A 23,210-nucleotide genomic window follows, 5' to 3' on the forward strand; every position below is an offset into this window, starting at 1 on the left:
TGCCATACTTGCCGCCTATTGCATGCCAAGGACCGACGATGCTGCCTACACCTGGAACCGTACCCGCGCGCTCCGACGCGCCACTGCCCCGCCAGACCCGCGTCTTGATCGTACTGGTGGCGCTCTTGCAGGGCTGCCTGCTGTATCTGGCCGCAGCGGGACAACAACATGGCGTGTGGCCCTTCACCGAACTGGGCGCCCGAATCTGCTGGTACACCGTTGTGGCGATCGTGCCCAGCCTGGTACTGCTGAGCGTGCAGGATCTTCGCGACTGGCGCCTGTGGCAGCACGTGGCGGCAAGCACGCTGGTATTGGCTGCCCTGGGCAGCTGGGCGGCGTGGAGCAGCACTGGCGCGCCGGCCCTGCAGGTCGCGCGGGTCCTTGGTCCGTTCGGCTTCACCATCACGGTCGGCTGGTTCGTCGCGCTGCCCTGGATGCAACATCGGCAGCTGCACGGCCATTGGCGGGCCGGCTACCGCGACCTGTTCGAACACGCCTGGCAGAACGGCCTGACCCTGGCACTGGCGCTGCTGTTCGTGGGCGTGTGCTGGATGGTGCTGGGGCTATGGGCCAGCCTGTTCGCGCTGGTCAAGATCAGGTTTTTTGCCGAACTGTTCCACGAGCAGGCGTTCGCCTACCTGGCGACCGGCGCCATCACCGGGCTGGGCATCCTGATCGGGCGCACCCAGCACCGCGCGGTGCAGGTGATGCGGCAGATCCTGTTCGCCCTCTGCACCGGGCTGCTCCCGCTGCTGGCCGGCATTGCGCTGCTGTTTCTGCTGGTGCTGCCGTTTACCGGGCTGCAGGCGCTCTGGCAGACCCGTTCGGCGGCGTCGATCCTGCTGAGCCTGGTGTTCGGGCTGGTGCTGTTCACCAACGCCGTGTACCAGGATGGCAGCGGGCTGCCGCCGTATCCCCGCTGGTTGCGCCGGATGATCGAGGCCGGGTTGCTCAGCCTGCCGCTGCATGCGGCGCTGGCCGCCTATGCGGTGGGCCTGCGCATTGCGCAGCACGGCTGGACCAGCGAACGCGTCTGCGCGGCCTTGCTGGCCGCGCTTGCGCTGGCATATGCCATGGCCTACGCGTTCGCGGTGCTGCGGCCGCGCGCCGATCGCTGGCTACCGCAGCTGGCCGGCGGCAACATGGCGCTGTCGTGGGTGGTGATCGGGCTGGCAGTGCTGGTCAATACACCGCTGCTCGACCCGTATCGCATCACCGTACAGAGCCAGCTGCAGCGCCTTGCCAACGACACGCCCGAGACCCTGCAACAGAATCTGGAATTTCTGCGTTTCGACAATGGCCGCCGCGGCTATCTGGCCGTGCAGTCGCTGCGCGCGACGCCCCCCTTTGCCGGCAGCCCGGAGCGCAAGCAGAAGCTGGAGCAGTTACTGGCACGCACCAGCCGCTGGGCAGGCAGTGAGCCAGTAGAAGACCAGAAGGACAAACAGCTGACCGACCTGACCCAAATTCGCAAGCACGTCACCGTAGCTGCCGGCCAGGCAGAGCCGCCAGCGGACTGGTGGCACTACCTGGTGCGGTCCAAGATGCTCTGGGGCGCCTGCACGCAGGGCAACAGCAACTGCGTTGTCAGCAGCAGCGACCTCGATGGCGACGGCGAGCTCGATGTGCTGTTGTGCAATCTCGGCGCCGACTATGTGGTTGCCTGCGAGCTGCAGACCCGCAACGGCGGTGGATGGTATCAAGCCGGTACGGCAAAGCTCTATTCCCTGGACGGCGCGGCCATGAGCGAAGTGAGCCAGGCGCTGCGCAATGGTCAGCTACAGACGCGGCCCAATCGCTGGCCGGACCTGGCGCTGCCGGAAGGCCGACGCATCCACATCACCCCCAACGAAGTAGGCATCCGGCCGGAACCTCAGCCATGAGCGGCTACTGCAGCGTCGCGCCCGGCCACCCGGTGCACGGTCATTACCACGACCACGAATATGGGTTCCCGCAGCGCGAAGAACGCGAACTGTTCGAGCGCCTGGTGCTGGAAATCAATCAGGCCGGCCTGAGTTGGGAAACCATCCTGCGCAAACGCGCCAATTTTCAGCAGGCGTATGACCGATTCGACGTGGATACGGTCGCGGCGTATGGCGACGCCGAGATTGCGCGCTTGATGAGCGACGCCGGCATCATCCGCAACCGTCTGAAAATCCTGGCGGCCATCCACAACGCGCAGGTCATCCAGACCTTGCGCCGTTCGCATGGCAGTTTTGCGCAATGGCTGGATGCGCAGCATCCGCTCGACAAGCCGGCCTGGGTCAAACTGTTCAAGAAGACGTTCCGCTTCACCGGCGGCGAAATCACCGGCGAATTCCTGATGAGTCTGGGCTACCTGCCCGGCGCACATCACGCGCAATGCCCGGCGTTCAAACGCATCGCCAAACTCAAACCGGCCTGGATGCAGGCAGCATGAGCGCGTGGATGTTCAAACACGGAGGCAGGCACGCTTTAGGCATCGTGCAATCGCCTGTGCCAGCAAGGACACGCAACGGCTGCCTGCTTGTGCTCGTCGCCCATGCCGGGCTGGTTTTTCAGGCACATGCGGCCCCGCCAACCACCGCGACGGTCTCGCAGGTGCTGGAACGATTGCGTCGCGAAATCGTCGCCGAGCCGGTCGGCAACCCCACCCCGATCGATACCGTGCTGCAGCGCCATGCCGACACCACCGGGCTAAGCTTCGATCTCGGCAGGCCGGACGACAGCGACGATGCCGAAGCCCACCCAGCCGTGCAGCCAGTGGGTGTGACAGATGCGGAGTGGCTGGCAGTGCAGGCTTACCGCGCCACCAGTGCCAGTGCAGAGAACGACATCGCTGAAAATGGCAACCACCACTACACATTGGCCGACCTGGACGAAGACGGTCAGCGCGATCTGATAGACGATGCGTATGTCGGCGGCACCGGGCTCTTCAACGACATCTCCGTGCTGCGCTACGACCGCGCGCAGGGCTTCCGCCCGGCAGTCGCCACTGCAGTTGACGCAGACAGCACGCCGGGCAGCTTCAGCATCAACGGCCGCGGCAGCGATCAGGCCTTGTACTGGCTGCGCATCGATGGCAAAAGCTACGCGGCCTACCGCGATGGCGATTATTTTCAGGACACGGTGACCGTATCGCGCCCATTGTCCTTGCCCGGCGAACGCGTGGAGACGCAGGTACTGCAGGTGCGCTATCGCTACCGGCACACGCTGGCGACACCATCGCGCCAAGCAGCCAGTGCCACCGCCGAAGAACAACAAGCATCGCACTGGCTGGCGCAACACCCGCACCTGCAGGCAGCCGTCAACGCGCAGCTGAAGCAGCTTGCGTTCTCAACGGACGGCACGCAGCGTGCACCGGACCCTGCTGCACGCTGCCCGGCGCAGACCAGCGGCGATCCCGACGAAGCCGATCAATGGCCCTGGCACGATGCGGGCCACTACACCTTCGACTATGTCGCCGACTTTCGTGTGCGGCGCGGACAGGCGTGTTACAGCGCCAGCATTGTGGCCTTTCGCAGCAGCTATCTGACCTCCCCGGAAGGGTGTTGTGCGCTGTGGCTGTACGACGCTCCCGGCACTCAGGTCGCGACCCTGCCGCTGGACTCAAGACGCGAGCGAGCCAGCGTGGCGTTGATAACCGCGACTGCGCAGCCGGAGTAACCGCCGAGCGTGGCCATCGAGACTGCGAGCTTTGCTTGATGCTGTCCAGGCCAGCTGCCACGCGATGGCGATGCATCCAATGTCAGCGCTGACTTCGTCTCTCCAGGCCTGCATGGCGATGCGCAACGCTACGCCAGCAGGTATAGCGACGCCGCGCTGGGTCGCGAGGCAACATGCATCGAGGCCTGGCACATGGCGAGAAACCGGACGATCCGGCCCGCATGGGCGCATGCGCACCCAAACGCGCAGTGCGCAGTGCTACGTCGACAACAACACGACGTGCATGCGCTCTTCGGCGCACGCGGGCTGATGCAATGCTTGAACTTGCACACCGATTGCCGGTGGAACCCGGGCAACACGGGTTATCGGTAAAGCTGCATCGCGCCCAGGTGCGCTCCTACGTGGGGAGCGACGAGATCGCCTGACGGATCACACGCCCATATAGCGGTGCGGGCGATGATTGAACATCAGCACCAGGCTCAGCATCAGCGCACCTAGCGCCGAATACAGCACCTTGTCCGGTGTCAGCACGAAGAAGGCGACCAGCATCAGCATGGCATCGAAGCTCATCTGCACCTTGCCTGCGCTCCAGCCGCGTTCGCGCTGCAGATACACCGCCAGAATGCCGATTCCGCCCAGGCTGCCGCGGTGGCGGATGAAGAACAGGATCCCCAGCCCGGCCAGCGCGCCCCCGGCAATGGCGGCGAACGCCGTGCTGATGTGCGCGTACTCGGCCCAGCGCGGCAGCAGATCGGTCAAGGCGCCGCAGGCACCGACCGCAGCGAAGGTCTTCAGGGTGAATTCCCAGCCCATGCGGCGCACGCTCAGCCAGTAAAACGGCAGATTGACCAGCACGAACACCAGGCCAAAATTCCAATGCAACGCGTAGTGCAGCAGGAAGGCGACACCGGCCATGCCGCCGATCATCAGCCCGCCCTTGGCGAAGATCGCCAGGCCGAGCGAGGCCACCAGCGTGGCCAGCACCATGCCCTGCACGTCCTCGGCCACCGAATGGTGGTAAGCGTGGTCGTCGGCCGTGGTTCCCGCCGAATCCGGCGGTGGCGTCAACGGCCCGGAGGTGACCACGGTGCCGTCGTCGGGCAACGGTTCTTGCTCCGGACGGAGATCGGAATCGGGAAGGCTCACGGGTTTGGGCACTGCAGTGGGGTGCGATATTAGACACTATCGGCCACCCTGGTTACATCTGAAACAGCAGCGATACTGCCTCTCCAGTGCGGGACGCGTGCGTTACCACAGGGGAATCGCGTCTACAAAAAAGGCGCCCGATGCGGGGCGCCATTTTGATCCACCACTGCAAACCACCGCGCCAGGCACTGGCCGCAGCCAGCGCAAGCTCTGCGGCAACAGACGACGCATTACCGAACTTCGGCAATCTCCACGCCATCCATTCCCTGCGACAAGGTCTTGGCATCGCCGCCCTGCGAGAGCTTGATGCGCAGGCGCACTTCGTTCTGCGAGTCGGCGTGGCGCAGCGCGTCTTCGTAGCTGATTTCGCCGGCCTGATACAGCTCGAACAGGCTCTGGTCGAAGGTGCGCATGCCCAGGTTGGTGGACTCCTTCATGATTTCCTTGAGCTTGTGGATCTCGCCGTCGCGGATGTAGTCCTGCACCAGTGGCGTGCCGAGCATGATCTCCATCGCCACACGGCGGCTGCGCCCATCCGGAGTCGGAATCAGTTGCTGCGCCACTACACCCTTGAGGTTTAGCGACAGATCCATCAGCAGCTGATTGCGGCGGTCTTCCGGGAAGAAGTTGATGATGCGGTCCATCGCCTGGTTGGCATTGTTGGCGTGCAGCGTGCACAGCACCAGGTGGCCGGTTTCGGCGAAGGCGATCGCGTGGTCCATGCCCTCGCGGGTGCGCACCTCGCCGATCATGATCACGTCCGGCGCCTGGCGCAGGGTGTTTTTCAGCGCATTTTCCCAGCTATCGGTATCGATGCCGACTTCGCGCTGGGTGATGATGCAGCCTTCGTGCTTGTGCACGAATTCGATCGGGTCTTCGATGGTGATGATGTGCCCGGTGGAATTCTGGTTGCGGTAACCGATCATTGCCGCCAACGAAGTCGACTTACCGGTACCGGTGGCGCCCACGAAAATGATGATGCCGCGCTTGGTCATCGCCAGCGTCTTGATCACCGGCGGCAGGCTCAGCTCTTCGACGGTGGGAATACGCGTCTCGATTCGACGCAGCACCATGCCCACCTGATTGCGCTGATAGAAGCAGCTCACACGGAAGCGCCCGACCCCGGACACGCCGATGGCGAAGTTGCACTCGTGGGTCTTTTCGAACTCTTCGCGCTGCGACGGCGTCATCACGTTCAACACCAGATCGCGGCTCTGCTGCGCGGTCAACGGCGTCTGCGTGATCGGGCTGATCTTGCCGTGCACCTTGATCGCCGGCGGCATGCCGGAGGTGATGAACAGATCCGACGCCTTCTGATGCGCCATCAGCTTGAGGAAGGAGGTGAAGTCGATGGTGCTCATGGCGTGCTCCCTTGGAGCCGGGAATTGGGAATCGAGAATCGGAAATTGGAAAATCTGCAAGCCAGGAGCCGGAACCAGTCAGGGGCACGCTCGTGCGATTCCCCATTCCCGATTCCCGATTCCCGAATCACTCGAATATCCGCTTGTCCTTGGCGTATTCGCGGGCCTGGTTACGCGTGATCAGGCTGCGCTTGACCAGGTCCTGCAGATGCTGATCCAGCGTCTGCATGCCGTACTGCTGGCCGGTCTGGATCGACGAATACATCTGCGCCACCTTGTCCTCGCGGATCAGGTTACGGATCGCCGGGGTGCCGACCATGATTTCCCAGGCTGCGGTACGCCCGCCGCCCACCTTTTTGAGCAATGCCTGCGAAATCACCGCGCGCAACGATTCGGACAGCATCGAGCGCACCATGGGCTTTTCGCCGGCCGGGAACACGTCGATGATGCGGTCGATGGTCTTGGCCGCCGAGCTGGTGTGCAGGGTGCCGAACACCAAGTGGCCGGTTTCCGCAGCGGTGAGCGCCAGGCGAATGGTTTCCAGGTCGCGCAACTCGCCCACCAGGATGATGTCCGGGTCTTCGCGCAATGCCGAGCGCAGCGCTTCGTTGAAGCCGTGCGTATCGCGGTGCACTTCGCGCTGATTGATCAGGCACTTCTGCGAGGTGTGCACGAATTCGATCGGATCCTCGACGGTGAGGATGTGGCCGTATTCGTTCTTGTTGATGTAGTCGATCATGCCGGCCAGCGTGGTCGACTTGCCCGAACCGGTCGGGCCGGTGACCAGGATCAGGCCCTGCGGCTGGTCGATCAGCTGGCGGAAGATCGGTGGGCAGCCCAGGTCTTCCAGCGTCAACACTTCGGACGGAATGGTGCGGAACACCGCACCGGCGCCACGATTCTGGTTGAACGCGTTGACGCGGAAGCGCGCCAGCGAGGGAATCTCGAACGAGAAGTCGACCTCGAGGAATTCTTCGTAATCGCGCCGCTGCTTGTCCGACATGATGTCGTACACCAGCGCGTGCACCTGCTTATGGTCCAACGCCGGAATATTGATGCGACGGACATCGCCATCGACACGGATCATCGGCGGCAGCCCTGCAGACAGGTGCAGGTCCGATGCCTTGTTCTTGACAGAAAACGCCAGTAGTTCAGCGATATCCATGCGCTGCTTTTCCCCTAGGCTGCGATTGGAAGGTACTCCCCGGCTGGCAGTATAGCGTTCTGGCTGCTGGCGGGAAGCGGCCTGGCGCCGGTTCAGGTCGGCAGCGTTGTATGCGGCTGAAGGCGTTGTTTTTCGGGCATGCCCAGGCACGGCGCTTGCCTGTGTCCGGCCCAGCCAGGCGGGATTGGGCACCAGCGGCTGCGCCCGCAGCCCGCAGCGACGCCGATGCCGGTACGCGCTTGCCACCGTCAACCCAGCAAAGGCGCGCGGCGCGCTGGAAGGAAGCCAGCGGCGGCGGCACACTAGCGCTCCCGCTTGTTCTGGATTGCCACGTGCCGGCTTCGTCGCTGCAGCAGATTCTCGATGCCATCCATGCCGCAGCAGCCACGCATGCGCGTGCCGACGTTCGGTTGCTGGCGGTGTCAAAGACCAAACCGGCCGATGCCGTCGCCGCATTGGCCGCCCAGGGCCAGCGCGCATTCGGCGAAAACTACGTGCAGGAAGCGCAAGCCAAGATCGCCGCGCTGCGCGAGCTGGGGCTGGAATGGCATCTGATCGGCCACCTGCAGTCCAACAAGGCCGACGTCGCCAGCCAATGTTTCGACTGGGTGCAGACTGTGGACCGCGCCAAGTTGATTCCGCTGCTGGCGCGATACCGCCCGGACGACCGCATGCCGTTGAATGTGCTGATCCAGGTCAATATCGACGATGAGGACAGCAAATACGGATGCGCCCCGGACGCCATCAACGGCCTGGCCGACGCCATCGCACTGCAACCGCGACTGCAACTGCGCGGCTTGATGGCGATCCCGGCGCCGTTCCCGGACCAGGCACGTTGCGCTGCGGCGTTCGCGCGCATGCAGGACTTGTTCGCGCACCTGCAGCAGCGCCATCGGCAGGTGGACACCTTGTCGATGGGCATGAGCGCGGACTTCGCCGAAGCGATCGCGGCCGGTGCCACCATGGTGCGCGTGGGCACGGCGCTGTTCGGCGCGCGCGCGCCCTCGCCCGCCGCCGCCGTCTGATCTGCCTCGCGCATCGCGCCATCCATTCCTATTACTAGAGGTACCGCAATGACTCTGCCCACGCCGCCTGCGCCGTTATCCGTCACCGCCGCGCGCATCGCGTTTATCGGCGGCGGCAACATGGCGCGCAGCTTGATCGCCGGGCTGATCCGGCAAGGCGTGCCGGCTGCAAGCCTGCGCGTCGCCGAGCCGGTAGAAGAGTTGCGCACCGGGTTGTCGCGTGACTTTGGCGTACAGGCCGTCGCAGACGCGCGCGACGCGGCCGATGGTGCGGCCACCTGGGTGCTGGCGGTCAAACCGCAGGTCATGCCAAGCGTGTGCGCGCAGCTGGCCGCGCTTGCACAAGCGCAACAGCCGCTGCTGCTGTCGATTGCAGCCGGCATCACCGCAACGCAGTTGCAGCGTTGGTGCGGCGGCGATACGGCGGTGGTCCGCGCGATGCCCAACACCCCCGCACTGCTCGGCGCCGGCGTGACCGGGCTGTATGCCACTGCACGCGTCTCCGATGCGCAGCGCATGCAGGCAACCCAATTGCTGGAAAGCGCCGGGGTGACGGTGTGGATCGACGACGAAGCGCAAATGGATGCGGTGACTGCCGTTTCCGGTAGCGGGCCGGCGTATGTATTTTTACTGGCCGAAGCGATGGAAGCGGCAGCACAGGCGCAGGGACTGCCGGCCGATACCGCGCGCACGCTGGTCCTGCAAACCCTGCTGGGCGCATCGCGCATGCTTACCGAATCGGGCGAAGCACCGCAGGTCCTGCGCGGTCGCGTGACCTCGCCCAACGGCACCACGCAAGCGGCCATCGAAACATTCCAGGCTGGCGGATTCGAAGCGCTGACAGCGCGGGCAATCGCTGCTGCGACCGAACGCGGCCGCAGCTTGTCGGCTGCCAACGACTAACGCGCCGCGGCTTGCCCCAACGCGTTGCTGGCTGCATGGAGCAATCAGCGACGCGTCGCGGTGATCGCCTCCCCGCACGCAGCCCGCATCGCGACACGTCGCTACGCGATTGCCCAATACCCAGCGCCAGGCATCAAGCGACCTTCCACGCAACGTCGCGCGCTTTGCAATCGATGCCAATACGCGCCAATCAGGCGATCGCACGCGACTTGTTCGACATCTTGCGGCGATGCATCCGTCGTTGGCAGCAGAGCGGATGGCGCAGTGCAGAGTCTTTTGGCATGCGCAGTACGACCGCAGCCTTGCGCAACGACCTGCTGCTCTGCGTCAGATACGGCACATGCCTGCGCGCTGCACGCGTTCCGCACTGGTTTTTACGCGCGTTTTGCGCCGCTGGTGAACGAATCCCCGTCGAAAGACGCTTTTTTGTGTTGTTTCATCGTTTGCCTATTGGCGGCGCGCAGCAGTTGCCCTACATTTCGCGTTGCCGACTGGGTCGGCAGACCCAACACCACCAACGAATACGGAACGAATACCTCATGGCAAAAACCGCCGCTAAGAAGGCTGCCCCCAAGAAGGCAGTGAAAAAGGTCGCCGCTACCAAGACCGCAAAGCCGGCCAAGGCCGCGACCAAGACCGCCGCACCGAAGCCGATCAAGGAAGCCCTGAGCAAGACCGGCCTGGTCGCGCACATCGCCGAATCCACCCAGCTGGCTCCGAAGGACGTCCGCGCCGTGCTGGCGTCGCTGGAAGCCACCGCACACGCCTCGCTGAGCAAGAAGGGCGCCGGCACCTTCACCCTGCCGGGCATGCTGAAGATCACCTCGGTCAACGTGCCGGCCAAGCCGAAGCGTAAGGGCATCAATCCCTTCACCAAGGAAGAGCAGATGTTTGCCGCCAAGCCGGCAACCTGCAAGATCAAGGTGCGCGCGATGAAGCGGCTGAAAGACGCAGCGCTGTAATTTCGCCTGCATCCTGTGTTATCGAGACGGCCTTCGGGCCGTCTTTTTTTTGCGCTTTTCCCGCGTCTTGTTGGCGATGCGTGTCGACACACCACATCGCGGTCATGGCAGCCCGCCTACCCTATTGGTGAGTTCGCAACAGAGAGTGCCCATGACCGCGCCATCAACCCGCAGCCCCGCCCGACGTGTGCGTCGCCTGCTGGTTTCGATTGTCCTGCTGTGCGCGTTGGGCGTGGCCGCGCGCTGGGCCTGGCAGTCGCCGATGGGCGAACGCCTGCGCACCACCTGGGAGCTGTCACGGATGCCGCCGCCGCAGGCCCTGCAGATTCCAGTGGAAAACGTCCGTGCCCGCCAGATCGCCGACACCTTCGGTGCACCACGCGGACGCGACCGTAGCCATGCCGGCGTGGATATTTTCGCGCCACGCGGTACGCCTGTGGTTGCCGCCACCCGCGGCGTGGTCAGTGCCATTCGCGACGCCGGGCTGGGTGGAAAACAGGTCTGGGTGCTCGGGCCGGCGATGGAGCGGCACTACTATGCGCACCTGGACGACTGGGCACCGGGACTGGCCGTTGGCGATGTCGTCGAGCCCGGTACCGCGCTGGGCATGGTCGGTACCACCGGCAACGCGCGCGGCACGCCGCCACACCTGCACTATGGTGTCTATGGGCGCAACGGTGCGTACGATCCGCTGCCGCTGCTGCGTAAAACCACGCCACCGCCTGCCTACTGAGCATGCTGGAACACTGCGTCATGGCCTGCGCTATCGAGCGCGCGGCAGCCTGCCCCTATGGTGGAGGCAGCCCAGGAGTGACGCGACCACCATGCCCCGAAAACGCTATCGCATTACGGTCACGCCCATCGAGAACGACGGGCGACCGTGCGACGACCGCTGCACCATCGAGTTTGAACAGCGCTCCCGCGCCGACTGGATGCGCCTGCTCGAAGAGTTGCACCTGCGCCGCGATCTGAGCAGCGACGAATGCGCCGCACTGACCGTCGGCTCGCAATTGCTGGAAGACCTGGCCGCCCGTCCACGCGCGCAACCCAGCGATGCGCTGGATGCATTACGGCCCAAGCTGCAATTACTGCTCGATCGCCTGCAACGCGTCCAACCCGGCGTCTGAGCGCTGCTTCGCACCGCATACGCCCGCTACACTGCGCGCCTCGGGGATGGAGAGCCGCCATGCGTTGGATCGTCATTGCTTTATCAGTAGCCGCACTCGCAGGCTGCAGCTGTCATCGCAGCACAGATCAGCAAGCTGTTGCGACCACAAGCTCGCCTAAAGCCACTGCGGCGACAGACTCCGCTGCGGTGACTGCCCAAGGCGTACCCATGTCGCCTGCGTCCGAAGCTCCCGACGATGCGCAAACGCGCGCCGACCTGGCCGAAGCAAGCGCCACCGTGCAGCGTTATCTGGGTGCACTGCCCGGTGCCGCACGCGCCGATGCCGATGCGCTGTGGACCGGCGGACGTCCATCGCCGGTGCCGGACGACGCGGCGCTGCGCGGTATCGGTGATATCCGCTCGATGCGCATCAACAACGACCCGCCGGTGCCGCTGGATCAGGAACATCCGCCGCGACGCATCGAAGTGCCGGTGCGCATCGTCGTACGCACGGGTGCGGGCACGCAGCAGCTGGTCGGCGCCTATCGCTTGCAACCGCGCGCCGGAAGCGACAGCTGGGAAATCTACTCCGCCACGCTGCAACCGGTACTGCGCTAACCCGTGGTTCACCAGTGCTGACTAAGGTTGTGTCACCTATTGCCGGAGTCACCCGATGAAACTGCGTTCGCTTGCCGGATCCGTGCTTGCCCTCGCCTTGGCGCTCCCCGTTGGCAGCGCCTGGGCGGCGCCGCAGATCCAGGGACATCAGATCAGCGTGCAGGCCAGCGACCTGCAGCAGTATCTGGGCGGCCGCTTCCCGCAAACGCACGACACGCTCGGTGGCTTGATCGCAATGACGGTCAGCAATCCCGCGCTGTCGCTGCCGCCGGGCGACCGGCTCAAGATGGCGTTCGACCTGGCCGTGGCCACTGCCGGCGGTGCGCCGGCTCCGGTGGGCAATGTAACCCTGACCAGCGCGCTGCGTTACGACGTCGCCAAACAAGGCTTCTATCTCGACCAGCCCAGCATCGACGATTTCCGCCCGGCCAATTCCGGCGCAAAGCTCGACCACAGCACCCGTCAGCTGCTCAACACCTGGCTGGCCGATTACGCGCGCAAGGAACCCATCTATCGCATCGACCCGTCGATTGCCGCCGTGATGGGCGCGGTGCAGGTGGAGTCGGTGGGCATCCAGAACGGTCGCGTGGCGGTCAACTTCAATCAGAACATCGAGCAGATGGTGCCGGCGGCGGCGCTGTCGGGGAAGTAAGTCCGCACCGTTATCTTCACCCTGGGCGAAAACAGCCCGCATTAGGTGGGTACGACGCGCACAACGGCCATCATGCAACGGCCCGACGCAACAGCGCCGGGCCGTGTTTATTGAAACAAGTGACAGATGGCGGCTAAGGCGACTTACGCAGACAGGGCCTTAGCCACTGCAGCACTGAATGCCGGAATGTCGTCGGGCTTGCGGCTGGTGATCAACGGACCATCGACCACCACTTCGGCATCCTGCCAGCGCGCGCCGGCATTGGTCAGATCGGTTTTGACCGACGGCCACGAGGTGACGTTGCGGTCGCGCACCAGATCGCTTTCCAGCAACAACCACGGCCCATGGCAGATGGCCGCCACCGGCTTGTGCGCCGTTGCGAATCCACGAATGAAGGCAATCGCCTGCTGATCCGTGCGCAGTGTGTCGGGATTGAGCACGCCACCGGGCAGCACCAGCGCATCGTAGGTTTCAGGCGTTGCTTGCTCAAGAAGCCTGTCGACCGCAACCGAATCGCCCCAATCGGTGTGATTCCAGGCGCGGATCGTTGCACCATTGCCAGGCGCGATCACATCGACCGTGGCGCCCCATGATTCCAGCAGGCGCTTGGGTTCTGTCAGTTCGGATTGCTCGAAGCCATCGGTGGCCAGGACCGCAATGGTCTTGCCGGAGAGCGAATACGCCATGTGGGAGCTCCTCGATAAAAGAAGCCCGCACCGTAGGCAGCGCGCTGTTGCGCACCCGTGAACCGATGTGTGCGTCGCGTCAGCGCGCAGTGCGCTTCGCCAGGCTCAGCGCTTGGGCTGCAGCATCGTGCCCGTGCAGTTCTTGGAGCCGCATCGGCATTCCCAGATCTTCTTCAGACGCGGCGTGTGGCGCTCGCTCAGCGTGATGCCGTAGTTGTAGGTCAACTCGGCGCCAGCCTTGATGGCGCGCTTGGCCTCAATGAAGATCTTGTCCTTGCTGCGATCGTCGCCTTCGGCTTCTTCTATCACCGCTTCGCAATTGGGATTACAGCTGTGGTTGATCCAGCGCGCGACATTGCCTTCGTAGTTGGCATCCAGCACGTAATCGTCGCTGAGCGTAAACAGGAAGGTGTGGCCGCTTTCCACGTCGCCGGTGTCGTCGGCGTCCACTTCGGCGTGCGTGCGCAGGCGCCCCTTGTACTGAATGATGCGCTCGCCCTTGCGGAGCGGGGCGAGGGCGAACATGCCATTGCCGTGGATACGTGACTTGCGGGCGGCAACTTTGCGCGACATGTAAGGGTCCAGTGATGGGGCCGCTCATTGTGACCGCAGCGCGTCCGTGCGCCAAGCACAAGCGCACCACCGCCTGCAACGGCCTGCGCTTGCCGGTGGCTGAACCGGGCGGTTGGCCCCGCCCTGCCGGAAAGAGTACAATTTCGGTCCGCTTTAAGGTTTTCTGCTCGCCCATGTTGCGCGTCACCAAACTCACCGATTACGCCACCGTCGTGCTGACCGTGCTTGCCGCGCGCAGCGGTGAAGTGCTCAGCGCCAGCGAACTGGCCGAACAGGCGGGCCTGGAAGCACCGACCGTGAGCAAGATCCTCAAGCCGTTGTCGCAAGCCGGGCTGGTGGAAGGCCTGCGCGGTGTGCACGGCGGTTACCGGCTTGCGCGCGATGCAAGCCAGATCACCCTGGTGGAGATCGTCGAGGCAATGGAAGGCCCGTTGGCGATCACCGAATGCAGCCAGGACCACAGCCAGTGCGGCATCGCGCAGACATGCGGCGTGCGCTCCAACTGGCGCTTGATCAACGACGTGGTCGGCGACGCATTGCGTCGGGTCACGCTTGCGCAAATGTTGCAGCCCCTCTCTCTCCCTGGCGACAGCCGTCGGCGTTCCATCGCCGCACGCGTCGCGACCACCTGACCTGTAGGCAGCCCGATGGCCACCGAACTTGCTCCCCCGCAGAATGCGCAGATCCTCGAACGGCTGGGCCGACGCTACGACGCCGGCTTCATCACCGAGATCGAATCCGATTCGCTCCCGCCCGGTCTGGACGAAGACACCATCCGTGCGTTGTCGGCCAAGAAAGACGAGCCGCAATGGATGACCGACTGGCGTCTTGAGGCCTACCGCCATTGGCTGAAAATGCCGATGCCCGAATGGGCCAAGCTCAAGATCGCGCCGATCGATTTCCAGGCATTGAGCTACTACTCCGCGCCCAAGGGCCCGAAGTACGCCTCGCTGGACGATGTGCCCAGGGAACTGCTGGACACCTACGACAAGCTCGGCGTGCCGTTGCATGAGCGTGCCCGGCTGGCCGGCGTTGCGGTGGATGCGGTGTTCGATTCGGTCTCGGTCGGCACCACTTTCCGCAAGGAACTGGCCGAAAAGGGCGTGATCTTCTGCTCGATGTCCGAGGCGATCAAAGAGCATCCGGAGATCGTCAAGCAATACCTGGGCAGCGTGGTGCCGGTGGGCGACAACTACTTCGCCGCGCTCAACTCGGCGGTGTTCTCCGACGGCAGCTTCGTGTTCATTCCCAAGGGCGTGCGTTGCCCGATGGAATTGAGCACCTATTTCCGCATCAATGCCGGCCATACCGGCCAGTTCGAGCGCACCTTGATCGTGTGCGAAGACAAGGCTTATGTGTCGTACCTGGAAGGCTGCACCGCGCCGATGCGCGATGAAAACCAGCTGCATGCCGCGGTGGTGGAACTGGTGACGCTGGAAGACGCCGAGATCAAGTACTCGACGGTGCAGAACTGGTACCCGGGCGATGAAAACGGCGTTGGCGGCATCTACAACTTCGTCACCAAGCGTGCCGAATGCCGTGGCGACCGCAGCAAGGTGACCTGGACCCAGGTCGAAACCGGCTCGGCGATCACCTGGAAGTATCCGTCGTGCGTGCTGCTCGGCGACGATTCGGTGGGCGAGTTCCACTCGGTGGCGCTAACCCATCATCGTCAGCAGGCCGACACCGGCACCAAGATGATCCACATCGGCAAGCGCACCAAGAGCAAGATCGTCAGCAAGGGCATCAGTGCCGGGCGTGGGCAGAACACCTACCGCGGCCTGGTCAAGGTGGATCGCAACGCCGATGGCGCACGCAATTACACCCAGTGCGATTCGCTGTTGATCGGCAAGCAATGCGGCGCGCACACCTTCCCCTATATCGAGGTGAAGAATCCCGGCGCCACCGTCGAGCACGAGGCCACCACCTCAAAGATCAGCGACGACCAGCTGTTCTATTGCCGCGCGCGTGGCATCAGCCAGGAAGATGCGGTGTCGCTGATCGTCGACGGTTTCTGTAAGCAGGTGTTCCGCGAGCTGCCGATGGAGTTCGCCGTGGAAGCCAAGAAGCTGCTGGAAGTCTCGCTGGAAGGCAGCGTCGGCTGACACCCTTTTCCTTCTCCCTTCGGGAGAAGGTGGCGCGCAGCGCCGGATGAGGGGCGCCAGGAGGATCTCGAAAAGATTGGCTATGACGAACGCGTCGCCACGCGCCAGTCAAGGTAAATACTCGAAGAGCTCCCGGATGCTCACTTCAATGGCGCGCGGCGACGCGTTCATTAGTCGCTGACGCCTTCAAGTTGTTTGCGGCGCCCCTCACCCCAACCCATCTCCCGGCGGGAGAGGGGCTCAATCACTGGATACGACTATGCTCAACATTAAAAACCTCCACGCCAGCATCGCCGGCAAAGACATTCTCAAAGGCCTGTCGCTGGACATCCAGCCCGGCCAGGTGCACGCCCTGATGGGGCCCAATGGCGCGGGCAAGTCCACACTGGGCAACGTACTGGCCGGCCGCGACGGCTACGAAGTCAACGAAGGCAGCGTGCAGTTCGAAGGCAAGAACCTGCTCGACCTGCCGCCAGAAGAACGCGCCGCCGCCGGCCTGTTCCTGGCGTTCCAGTACCCGGTGGAAATCCCCGGCGTCAACAACACCTATTTCCTGCGCGCCGCGCTCAATGCACAGCGCAAAGCGCGTGGCGAAGAGGAGCTGGATTCGATGCAGTTCCTCAAGCTGGTGCGGCAGAAGCTGGCGGTGCTGCATTTGAAGGACGAGCTGCTGCATCGCGGCGTCAACGAGGGCTTTTCCGGCGGCGAGAAGAAGCGCAACGAGATCTTCCAGCTGGCCGTGCTCGAACCCAAACTCGCCATCCTGGATGAAACCGACTCCGGCTTGGATATCGATGCGCTCAAGAGCGTGGCCGACGGCGTCAACGCGCTGCGTTCGCCGGAGCGTTCGTTCCTGGTAATCACCCATTACCAGCGCCTGCTCGACTACATCAAGCCGGACGTGGTGCATGTGCTATCCGAAGGACGCATCGTGCAGAGCGGCGGTCCGGAACTGGCGCTGGAACTGGAAAAACACGGTTACCACTTCCTGAAGGATCGTGTAGTGCCCGAGGTTGCTGCCTGATGAGCGCCCTGCTCGACTCCCTGGCCCGCGGCTTCAGTGGCGACGATGCGCGCCGCGCCGAGCTCGACGCAGCGCTGCAGACCGGCCTGCCCGGTCCGCGCGCCGAAGCGTGGAAATACACCTCGCTGCGTCAGCTGGAACGGCGCAGTTTTCAGCCGGCACCGCTGGTGCCGACGCTGCTCGATGCCGCCGTACTGGACGAGATCCCCGCGCCGCGGCTGGTGTTCGTCAACGGGCGCCCTTCCGCAGCGCTGAGCGATGTTTCGACCTTGCCGGACGGCGTGCAGCTGGACACCTTGTCGGCCGCACTGGCCGCAGGCGATGACGCAAAGCACTTGCTCGGCCGCCGTTTCGAAGGCAGCGACGAGATCTTTGCCCGCCTCAATGCCGCGCTGGCCGACGAAGGCGTGCTGGTGCGCGTGCAAGACGGCGCGCAGATCGAACTGCCACTGCATATCGTCTTTGTCAGCGTGGCCAGCGAGCACGATCTGTCCTGGCATTACCGGCATCTGATCGAAGTACGTGCCGGCGCAGCGCTCAATGTGGTCGAGCATCATCTGCATGTCGGCGATGCGGCGCATCTGGACAACAGCGTGATGCATGTCCATCTGGCGCAGGACGCGGTGTTGTCGCATGCGCGCGTGCAGGCCGATAGCGCGCACGCCACCGCACTGCTGCGCACCGATGCCGTGCTGGCACGCAATGCGCGCTACCAGCGCGTGGATCTGGAACTGGGCGCCGGCCTGTCGCGGCACGAACTCAACGTGCGCCTGGAAGGCAGCAACGCCCAGCTCACCGCCAATGGCGTGCTGTTGGGCAATGGTCGCCGCCATGTCGATACGCGCCTGGGCATCGAACACATTGCCCGCGACACCGCCTGCGAGTTGGTCTGGCGCGGCGTCGGTGCCGACCGCAGCCGCGTGGTATTCCATGGCGGCATCCATATCCGTCAGGGCGCCGATGGCACCGACGCGCGGTTGTCCAACAAGAATCTGCTGCTCTCTTCCAATGCCGAAATCGATACCCAGCCGGTGCTGGTGATCGACGCCGACGAAGTGCAGGCAGCGCATGGCGCCACTGTCGGTCAGCTCGATGACAACGCCTTGTTCTATCTGCGCTCGCGCGGCCTGCCGCAAGCGGAGGCGCAGCGTTTGCTGAGTGCGGCGTTCTGCCACGAGCCGTTGCGGGTCCTGCCGGCTGCGTTGAGTGCCGTGCTGGCCCTGCAGCTGGACCGCGCCCTGAATTCGGCGGGCGTGGCATGAATGCACCTGCCGTCACTCAGGGCAGCGCCCCGGATTGGGAACGCGTCCGTTCGGATTTCCCTCTGCTGATGCGGCAGGTGCATGGCAAGCCGCTGATCTATTTCGACAACGCCAACACCGGACAAAAGCCGCTGCAGGTGATTGCCGCGACCGACGAGTTCTATCGGCGCCAGAACGCCAATGTCAGCCGCGCAGTGCATGCGCTGGGCAGCGAAGCCACGGATGCCTTCGAAGGCGCACGCAGCAAACTCGCGCGCTTTCTCAATGTGCGCGCCGACGAGCTGGTGCTGTGCAGCGGCACCACCTTTGCGATCAATCTGGTGGCGTATTCGTGGGCATTGCCGCGTCTGGGACCAGGCGATGTCATCCTGATCACGCGCATGGAGCACCACGCCAACATCGTGCCGTGGCAGCTGGTGGCCCAGCGCACCGGTGCCAGCATCCGCGTAGCCGAGATCACCCCCGAGGGCGCGCTGGATCTGGATGCCTTGCGCAAGGCGATGACGCCGGACGTCAAACTGCTGGCGATCACCCATGTGTCCAACGTGTTGGGTACGGTCAACCCGGTGCGCGAGATCTGCCGCGACGCGCGCAAGCGCGGCATCGTCACCATGGTGGACGGCTCGCAGGCCGCACCGCATCGGCGCATCGACGTGGCCGCGATCGGCTGCGATTTCTACGCCGTCACCGGCCACAAGATGTGCGGCCCCACCGGCACCGGCGCGCTGTGGGCGCGTCGCGAACATCTGCAGTCCATGCCGCCGTTTCTGGGCGGTGGCGAAATGATCAAGGAAGTCAGCTTCGAAGGCACCGTGTACAACGATGCCCCGCACAAGTTCGAAGCCGGCACGCCCAACATCGCCGGCTTCATCGGCCTGGGCGCAGCGGTGGATTATCTGGAGTCGATCGGCCTGGAGCATGTGGAAGCGCGCGAAGCCGAGCTGCTGGCGCACTTCACCGAAGAGCTGCAGCAGATCGATGGCCTGCGCATCTTCGGCACCACGCCCGACAAAGCCGCGGTGGTGTCGTTCCTGATCGACGGCGCGCATTCGCACGATCTTGCCACCCTGCTCGATCTGGAAGGCGTGGCGGTGCGCTCCGGCCAGCACTGCGCGCACCCGCTGCTGCAGTTCTACGGCGTTGCCGCAACCTGTCGCGCATCGCTGGCGTTCTACAACACGCATGACGAGATCGAGCGTTTTGTCGCCGCGCTGGTGAAGGTGCGTCGCCTACTGGGCTGATTGGAATCGGGAATCGGGAATCGGGAATCGGGAATCGGGAATCGCAAAAGCATGTCACCGAGGGGTGCCGGACTTCCATCGCCCTACTATTCACGCGGGAATTCAAAAGCGCCAAACTTCGCTACGCTGTTACGAATCCCCAATCCCCACTCCCAAATCCCCGCCCTCATGCAGACCACCACATTCCGCACTGCCACCGTCGATGACATCGACGCCCTTGTCCAGTTGGTGACCTCGGCCTATCGCGGTGACAGCAGCCGCGTGGGGTGGACGACCGAGGCCGACATTCTTGACGGCGCCCGCATCGACCCGGCCGTGCTGCGTCAGGACATCCTGCGCGAGCGCAGCCTGGTGTTGCTGGTCGAGCAGGATGGGCGCCTGCTGGCGTGCGCACATATCGCCGACGACGGCGGCGCGGGATACTTCGGCATGTTCGCGGTGGACCCGTCGCTGCAAGGCAGCGGCATCGGCAAGACGCTGCTGGCCGAAGCCGAACGCATCGTGGACGCCGAATGGAAGCTGCCGGTGATGCGCATGACCGTGATCGATGTGCGCAACGAACTCATCGCCTTCTACGAACGACGCGGCTATCGCCGCACTGGCCTCCTCAAGCCGTTCCCGTATGGCGACGAACGCTTCGGCGTGCCACTGCGGCAGGATCTACGCTTCGAAGTGCTGGAAAAATCGCTGGACGGCGCCGCGCCATGAGCGAGACCTGGACCTTCGTCTGCGCAAGCGACGCGCTGCTGCCCGGCGAACTGCAGACAGCGTGGGATGCCGTCACCGACGCGCCGATCGTGGTGTTCAATCTCGACGGCGAGTTGTACGCGTTGGAAGACCGCTGCAGCCACGAAGATTACGAGCTGTCGCCCGGCAGCTTCGACCCGGTCGCCGGCACTATCGAATGCCTGTTGCACAGCGCCCGCTTCGATATCCGCGATGGCCGCCCGTTATGCGCGCCCGCCTACACCGCCGTGCCCAAGTTCCCGGTCAAGCGCGAGCTCGACGGCATCTGGACCCGCGACGACCGCTAGCGCGGTGGCGTCGAACGGCGATTTTCCACGCGACAGGCCGCCCTATCGTTTCCGGCGGACGCCTCCGGTCGGCAAAGATTGCAAAGAAGAATGATTTGCATTTAAGATCGCAGCCCTTCAGGTCTTCTTAACATCTGACCTGCCCTGCGATCCCATGCGCCCTGCACTGTCCGACACCTCCGATCTGCGTTTTGCTCGCCTGCGCTTTCCAGCGCGGCGCGACGGCGCGTGCGGTGGACGCCAGCCGGGCGCCACGGGCTAGCGATGCACGCACACCCTTCCGCATCCGCCGAGCCATCGCCAGGCCGGAGCACCGCTTTCCTTTTCGAGACGTCTCATGACTCCCAGGATTTCCCCGCTCACTTCGGCCGTACTGTTGACCCTATCCGCTCCCGCGTTCGCCCAGCCTGGCGATGCGCCGGCGCCTCCGGGTGCGGTGGATCTGGATGCCATCCGGGTGCAGCAGGAACGTGCGCAAAAACCGTCCTCGCCCAAGTACACCGAAGCGCTGCGCGACACCCCGCAGACCATCACGGTTGTCACCAAGCAGACCATGGACCAGCAGAATCTGCTGTCGCTGCGCGATGTGCTGAGCACCCTGCCCGGCATCACCTTTGGCGCAGGCGAAGGCGGCGGCGGGTATGGCGACAGCATCAACCTGCGCGGCTTCACCGCCAGCAGCGACATCACCACCGATGGCGTGCGCGACAGCGCGCAGTACAGCCGCAGCGATACCTTCAACCTCGAGTCCGTGGAGCTGATCAACGGCGCCAACTCGGCGATGTCCGGTGCCGGTTCGGTCGGCGGCAACATCAACCTGGTGACCAAGGCCGCCGGGCAAGGCGACTTCACCAACGTGCTGATCGGCGGCGGCAGCGACCGTTATGGCCGCCTCACCGTCGACAGCAACTACGACTTCGAAAACGGCACCGCCGTGCGCTTGAACGCCATGGGCCACACCCAGGACGTACCGGGCCGCGATGAAGAATTCCGCCATCGCTGGGGCTTTGCGCCGTCGATCGCCTTCGGCCTGGGCTCGGATACGCGCTTCACGCTGAGCTACCTGCACCAGCACGACAACAACCTGCCGCAGTACGGCGTGCCGTTCGCGCTCAGCCCGTTCAACGATGGCCCGCTGCCGGGCGTGGACCGCGAAACCTATTACGGCTATCGCAATGTGTCGCGTCAGGAGATCGACGTGGACATGCTGACCGGTGTGCTGGAAATGGACTTTGACGACAACGTCAAGCTGCGCAGCCTTGCGCGTCTGCAGCGCGTAGATCAGACCACCTCGGCCACCGCGCCGGAAGGCACCTGGTGCCTGCCAAACAACACCAACGCCTACACCGGTCGCGCCTGCGTCGGCCAGCCGCCGTCCACCTGGAACCCCAACAGCGGCCCGCGCGGGCTGGTGCGTGACACCGAAAACTTCATCGCGCATAGCCAGACCGACCTGACCGCCACCCTGCACACCGGCGCCATCGAGCACCGCGTGGTCGCCGGCGTGGCCTTCAGCAAGGAAGACTTCGAACTCGATAGCGGCAGCATCTTCCGCAATGCCGACGGCTCCACCACCGGCATCACCTACCCGCTGCAGACCTTCGACAACCCGTACAACATCTGGACCGGCCCGCAGAACTATTTCCGCACCGGCCGCAGCAAGGGCAGCCTGACCAATCAGGCGGTGTACCTGTTCGACACGCTGCAGTTCAACGAGCAATGGATGCTCAACCTGGGCGGCCGTTACGAACACAACGAAGGCGACACCACCACCTACACCGTCAATGCCACCGGCGGCGTGACCGGCGTGACCCCGGGCTTCCCGGCGGGCAGCAAGGAGGATTTGTTCTCCTACCGCGCCGGTCTGGTGTTCAAGCCGGTCGACAACGCCAGCCTGTATCTGTCCTACGCCAACAGCAAGACCCCGTCCAAGGCGTCGGTCAACGGCTCGTGCACGCCGATCGCCACCGCCACCGCCGGCGCCAACTGCAATGTTGAGCCGGAAAGTGCAGTCAACATCGAGCTGGGCGGCAAGTGGGACGTGTTGAACGAGCGCCTGGCGCTGACCGCTGCGGTGTTCCGCAACGAGCGCGAAAACTACAAGGTCAATAGCGGCGACCCGCTGATTCCCGAGCAGGTGCTCGACGGCAAGGCGCGCGTGGACGGTATCGCGTTGGGCGCAGCCGGCTACCTGACCGAGCACTGGTCGGTCTTCGCCAACTACACCTTCCTGGACAGCGAAGTGCTGCAGAGCGTGTCCAACCGTACCGCCAGCCTCACTGGCGACCCGATTGCCGGGCGCGAACTGGTGCAGACCCCGCGCAATGCCGGCAATCTGTGGACCACCTACGCGCTTAACCAGTGGACCTTCGGCTACGGCGTCAATTACCAGGGCAGCTTCTACCCGAACAACACCTCGACCGCGGTCTACCGCAAGACCGACGCGTACTGGGTGCACCGTGCGATGGTCGGCCTGCGCGTCAACGACTGGCTCAGCCTGCAGTTGAACGTCAACAACCTGTTCGACAAGGAGTACTACACCAGCATCCGCAACAACCTCACCGTCAACGCCGCGGGTACCGTCACCGCCGGCAGTGGTTGGGCGTTGCCGGGCGATGGCCGCTCGGCGGTGTTGAACGCTACCTTTAGTTTCTAACCTTCCGGCACGCCGCCCGCACCCTGCGGACGGCGTGGAGAGCG

General features: G+C 64.2%; 23 protein-coding genes. 18 read left to right on the forward strand and 5 right to left on the reverse strand.

From position 1 onward, the window contains the following. Window positions 1–38: 38 nt before the first annotated feature. The 3 genes from ACZZ0O_RS20750 (at window position 39) to ACZZ0O_RS20760 (ending at window position 3,645) form a co-directional block, all read left to right on the forward strand. Window positions 39–1,883: a DUF4153 domain-containing protein gene (locus tag ACZZ0O_RS20750; protein ID WP_463591732.1), complete on the forward strand. Its 1,845-nt coding sequence runs from the start codon at window positions 39–41 to the stop codon at window positions 1,881–1,883. Continuing rightward, window positions 1,880–2,419, forward strand: a complete 540-nt coding sequence (locus ACZZ0O_RS20755) for a DNA-3-methyladenine glycosylase I (RefSeq protein WP_463591733.1) — start codon at window positions 1,880–1,882, stop codon at window positions 2,417–2,419. The genes ACZZ0O_RS20750 and ACZZ0O_RS20755 overlap by 4 nt, the downstream gene beginning before the upstream one ends. 89 nt (window positions 2,420–2,508) lie before the next feature. Continuing rightward, a complete protein-coding gene (locus ACZZ0O_RS20760; RefSeq protein WP_463591734.1) occupies window positions 2,509–3,645 on the forward strand; it encodes a hypothetical protein in 1,137 nt (378 codons plus the stop codon). A gap of 429 nt (window positions 3,646–4,074) precedes the next feature. Here ACZZ0O_RS20760 and ACZZ0O_RS20765 read toward each other — a convergent pair whose 3' ends face one another. The 3 genes from ACZZ0O_RS20765 to ACZZ0O_RS20775 form a co-directional block, all read right to left on the reverse strand. Further along, window positions 4,075–4,749 (reverse strand): YitT family protein, encoded by a 675-nt coding sequence (locus ACZZ0O_RS20765; RefSeq protein WP_463592502.1) that lies wholly within the window; start codon window positions 4,747–4,749, stop codon window positions 4,075–4,077. Between the two features lie 272 nt (window positions 4,750–5,021). Then, entirely contained in the window at window positions 5,022–6,152 is a 1,131-nt protein-coding gene (locus ACZZ0O_RS20770) for a PilT/PilU family type 4a pilus ATPase (protein ID WP_055849678.1), read from the reverse strand. A gap of 127 nt (window positions 6,153–6,279) precedes the next feature. Then, window positions 6,280–7,317, reverse strand: coding sequence for a type IV pilus twitching motility protein PilT (locus ACZZ0O_RS20775; protein ID WP_003489919.1), 1,038 nt, complete (start codon window positions 7,315–7,317; stop codon window positions 6,280–6,282). Window positions 7,318–7,649: 332 nt separating this feature from the next. Here ACZZ0O_RS20775 and ACZZ0O_RS20780 point away from each other — a divergent pair, with 332 nt between their 5' ends. From ACZZ0O_RS20780 to ACZZ0O_RS20810, 7 genes are all read left to right on the forward strand, one after another. Continuing rightward, on the forward strand, window positions 7,650–8,342 hold the full coding sequence (locus tag ACZZ0O_RS20780) for a YggS family pyridoxal phosphate-dependent enzyme (RefSeq protein ID WP_463591735.1): 693 nt from the start codon (window positions 7,650–7,652) through the stop codon (window positions 8,340–8,342). A 48-nt stretch (window positions 8,343–8,390) separates the two neighbouring features. Continuing rightward, the gene (gene proC / locus ACZZ0O_RS20785; RefSeq protein WP_323515243.1) at window positions 8,391–9,245 is read left to right on the forward strand and encodes a pyrroline-5-carboxylate reductase; all 855 of its coding nucleotides are present in this window, start codon (window positions 8,391–8,393) and stop codon (window positions 9,243–9,245) included. 539 nt (window positions 9,246–9,784) lie between these two features. Beyond that, entirely contained in the window at window positions 9,785–10,207 is a 423-nt protein-coding gene (locus ACZZ0O_RS20790; protein WP_104614547.1) for an HU family DNA-binding protein, read from the forward strand. A 151-nt stretch (window positions 10,208–10,358) separates the two neighbouring features. Further along, the gene (locus ACZZ0O_RS20795) at window positions 10,359–10,940 is read left to right on the forward strand and encodes a M23 family metallopeptidase (protein WP_463591736.1); all 582 of its coding nucleotides are present in this window, start codon (window positions 10,359–10,361) and stop codon (window positions 10,938–10,940) included. Window positions 10,941–11,031: 91 nt separating this feature from the next. Continuing rightward, complete coding sequence (locus tag ACZZ0O_RS20800) at window positions 11,032–11,334, forward strand: DUF3861 family protein (protein ID WP_463591737.1); 303 nt, start codon at window positions 11,032–11,034, stop codon at window positions 11,332–11,334. Window positions 11,335–11,543: 209 nt separating this feature from the next. Next, entirely contained in the window at window positions 11,544–11,933 is a 390-nt protein-coding gene (locus tag ACZZ0O_RS20805; RefSeq protein ID WP_323515246.1) for a hypothetical protein, read from the forward strand. Window positions 11,934–11,988: 55 nt separating this feature from the next. Continuing rightward, window positions 11,989–12,585 (forward strand): YceB family lipoprotein, encoded by a 597-nt coding sequence (locus ACZZ0O_RS20810; RefSeq protein ID WP_055849660.1) that lies wholly within the window; start codon window positions 11,989–11,991, stop codon window positions 12,583–12,585. A gap of 143 nt (window positions 12,586–12,728) precedes the next feature. Here ACZZ0O_RS20810 and ACZZ0O_RS20815 read toward each other — a convergent pair whose 3' ends face one another. Further along, window positions 12,729–13,271: a type 1 glutamine amidotransferase domain-containing protein gene (locus tag ACZZ0O_RS20815; RefSeq protein WP_463591738.1), complete on the reverse strand. Its 543-nt coding sequence runs from the start codon at window positions 13,269–13,271 to the stop codon at window positions 12,729–12,731. Between the two features lie 105 nt (window positions 13,272–13,376). Beyond that, complete coding sequence (locus ACZZ0O_RS20820; RefSeq protein WP_055849656.1) at window positions 13,377–13,844, reverse strand: SET domain-containing protein; 468 nt, start codon at window positions 13,842–13,844, stop codon at window positions 13,377–13,379. Between the two features lie 173 nt (window positions 13,845–14,017). On the opposite strand from ACZZ0O_RS20820, the gene ACZZ0O_RS20825 reads away from it, so the two are divergent. From ACZZ0O_RS20825 to ACZZ0O_RS20860, 8 genes are all read left to right on the forward strand, one after another. Further along, complete coding sequence (locus ACZZ0O_RS20825) at window positions 14,018–14,476, forward strand: SUF system Fe-S cluster assembly regulator (RefSeq protein WP_115513484.1); 459 nt, start codon at window positions 14,018–14,020, stop codon at window positions 14,474–14,476. 15 nt (window positions 14,477–14,491) lie between these two features. Further along, complete coding sequence (gene sufB / locus ACZZ0O_RS20830; protein WP_463591739.1) at window positions 14,492–15,949, forward strand: Fe-S cluster assembly protein SufB; 1,458 nt, start codon at window positions 14,492–14,494, stop codon at window positions 15,947–15,949. Between the two features lie 259 nt (window positions 15,950–16,208). Beyond that, the gene (gene sufC / locus ACZZ0O_RS20835) at window positions 16,209–16,973 is read left to right on the forward strand and encodes a Fe-S cluster assembly ATPase SufC (RefSeq protein ID WP_104614542.1); all 765 of its coding nucleotides are present in this window, start codon (window positions 16,209–16,211) and stop codon (window positions 16,971–16,973) included. After that, a complete protein-coding gene (sufD, locus tag ACZZ0O_RS20840; protein WP_115513485.1) occupies window positions 16,973–18,235 on the forward strand; it encodes a Fe-S cluster assembly protein SufD in 1,263 nt (420 codons plus the stop codon). Before sufC ends, sufD begins: the two co-directional genes overlap by 1 nt. Continuing rightward, complete coding sequence (locus tag ACZZ0O_RS20845) at window positions 18,232–19,476, forward strand: cysteine desulfurase (protein ID WP_463591740.1); 1,245 nt, start codon at window positions 18,232–18,234, stop codon at window positions 19,474–19,476. Before sufD ends, ACZZ0O_RS20845 begins: the two co-directional genes overlap by 4 nt. Before the next feature lie 168 nt (window positions 19,477–19,644). Beyond that, entirely contained in the window at window positions 19,645–20,184 is a 540-nt protein-coding gene (locus tag ACZZ0O_RS20850; RefSeq protein ID WP_115562544.1) for a GNAT family N-acetyltransferase, read from the forward strand. Next, window positions 20,181–20,510: a non-heme iron oxygenase ferredoxin subunit gene (locus ACZZ0O_RS20855; RefSeq protein WP_311239277.1), complete on the forward strand. Its 330-nt coding sequence runs from the start codon at window positions 20,181–20,183 to the stop codon at window positions 20,508–20,510. Before ACZZ0O_RS20850 ends, ACZZ0O_RS20855 begins: the two co-directional genes overlap by 4 nt. 337 nt (window positions 20,511–20,847) lie before the next feature. Beyond that, window positions 20,848–23,166 (forward strand): TonB-dependent receptor, encoded by a 2,319-nt coding sequence (locus ACZZ0O_RS20860; RefSeq protein WP_463591741.1) that lies wholly within the window; start codon window positions 20,848–20,850, stop codon window positions 23,164–23,166. Window positions 23,167–23,210 lie beyond the last annotated feature (44 nt).

The sequence above is a fragment of the Xanthomonas sp. AC360 genome, assembly GCF_979258225.1.

What these genes read in the sequence shown, in the direction of transcription:
- ACZZ0O_RS20750 (WP_463591732.1), top strand. Translation starts at nt 39, where the DNA reads ATGCTGCCTACACCTGGAACCGTACCCGCGCGCTCCGACGCGCCACTG.
- ACZZ0O_RS20755 (WP_463591733.1), top strand. Translation starts at nt 1,880, where the DNA reads ATGAGCGGCTACTGCAGCGTCGCGCCCGGCCACCCGGTGCACGGTCAT.
- ACZZ0O_RS20770 (WP_055849678.1), bottom strand. Translation starts at nt 6,152, where the DNA reads ATGAGCACCATCGACTTCACCTCCTTCCTCAAGCTGATGGCGCATCAG.
- ACZZ0O_RS20775 (WP_003489919.1), bottom strand. Translation starts at nt 7,317, where the DNA reads ATGGATATCGCTGAACTACTGGCGTTTTCTGTCAAGAACAAGGCATCG.
- proC (WP_323515243.1), top strand. Translation starts at nt 8,391, where the DNA reads ATGACTCTGCCCACGCCGCCTGCGCCGTTATCCGTCACCGCCGCGCGC.
- ACZZ0O_RS20790 (WP_104614547.1), top strand. Translation starts at nt 9,785, where the DNA reads ATGGCAAAAACCGCCGCTAAGAAGGCTGCCCCCAAGAAGGCAGTGAAA.
- ACZZ0O_RS20795 (WP_463591736.1), top strand. Translation starts at nt 10,359, where the DNA reads ATGACCGCGCCATCAACCCGCAGCCCCGCCCGACGTGTGCGTCGCCTG.
- ACZZ0O_RS20800 (WP_463591737.1), top strand. Translation starts at nt 11,032, where the DNA reads ATGCCCCGAAAACGCTATCGCATTACGGTCACGCCCATCGAGAACGAC.
- ACZZ0O_RS20805 (WP_323515246.1), top strand. Translation starts at nt 11,544, where the DNA reads ATGTCGCCTGCGTCCGAAGCTCCCGACGATGCGCAAACGCGCGCCGAC.
- ACZZ0O_RS20810 (WP_055849660.1), top strand. Translation starts at nt 11,989, where the DNA reads ATGAAACTGCGTTCGCTTGCCGGATCCGTGCTTGCCCTCGCCTTGGCG.
- ACZZ0O_RS20815 (WP_463591738.1), bottom strand. Translation starts at nt 13,271, where the DNA reads ATGGCGTATTCGCTCTCCGGCAAGACCATTGCGGTCCTGGCCACCGAT.
- ACZZ0O_RS20820 (WP_055849656.1), bottom strand. Translation starts at nt 13,844, where the DNA reads ATGTCGCGCAAAGTTGCCGCCCGCAAGTCACGTATCCACGGCAATGGC.
- ACZZ0O_RS20825 (WP_115513484.1), top strand. Translation starts at nt 14,018, where the DNA reads ATGTTGCGCGTCACCAAACTCACCGATTACGCCACCGTCGTGCTGACC.
- sufB (WP_463591739.1), top strand. Translation starts at nt 14,492, where the DNA reads ATGGCCACCGAACTTGCTCCCCCGCAGAATGCGCAGATCCTCGAACGG.
- sufC (WP_104614542.1), top strand. Translation starts at nt 16,209, where the DNA reads ATGCTCAACATTAAAAACCTCCACGCCAGCATCGCCGGCAAAGACATT.
- sufD (WP_115513485.1), top strand. Translation starts at nt 16,973, where the DNA reads ATGAGCGCCCTGCTCGACTCCCTGGCCCGCGGCTTCAGTGGCGACGAT.
- ACZZ0O_RS20845 (WP_463591740.1), top strand. Translation starts at nt 18,232, where the DNA reads ATGAATGCACCTGCCGTCACTCAGGGCAGCGCCCCGGATTGGGAACGC.
- ACZZ0O_RS20850 (WP_115562544.1), top strand. Translation starts at nt 19,645, where the DNA reads ATGCAGACCACCACATTCCGCACTGCCACCGTCGATGACATCGACGCC.
- ACZZ0O_RS20855 (WP_311239277.1), top strand. Translation starts at nt 20,181, where the DNA reads ATGAGCGAGACCTGGACCTTCGTCTGCGCAAGCGACGCGCTGCTGCCC.
- ACZZ0O_RS20860 (WP_463591741.1), top strand. Translation starts at nt 20,848, where the DNA reads ATGACTCCCAGGATTTCCCCGCTCACTTCGGCCGTACTGTTGACCCTA.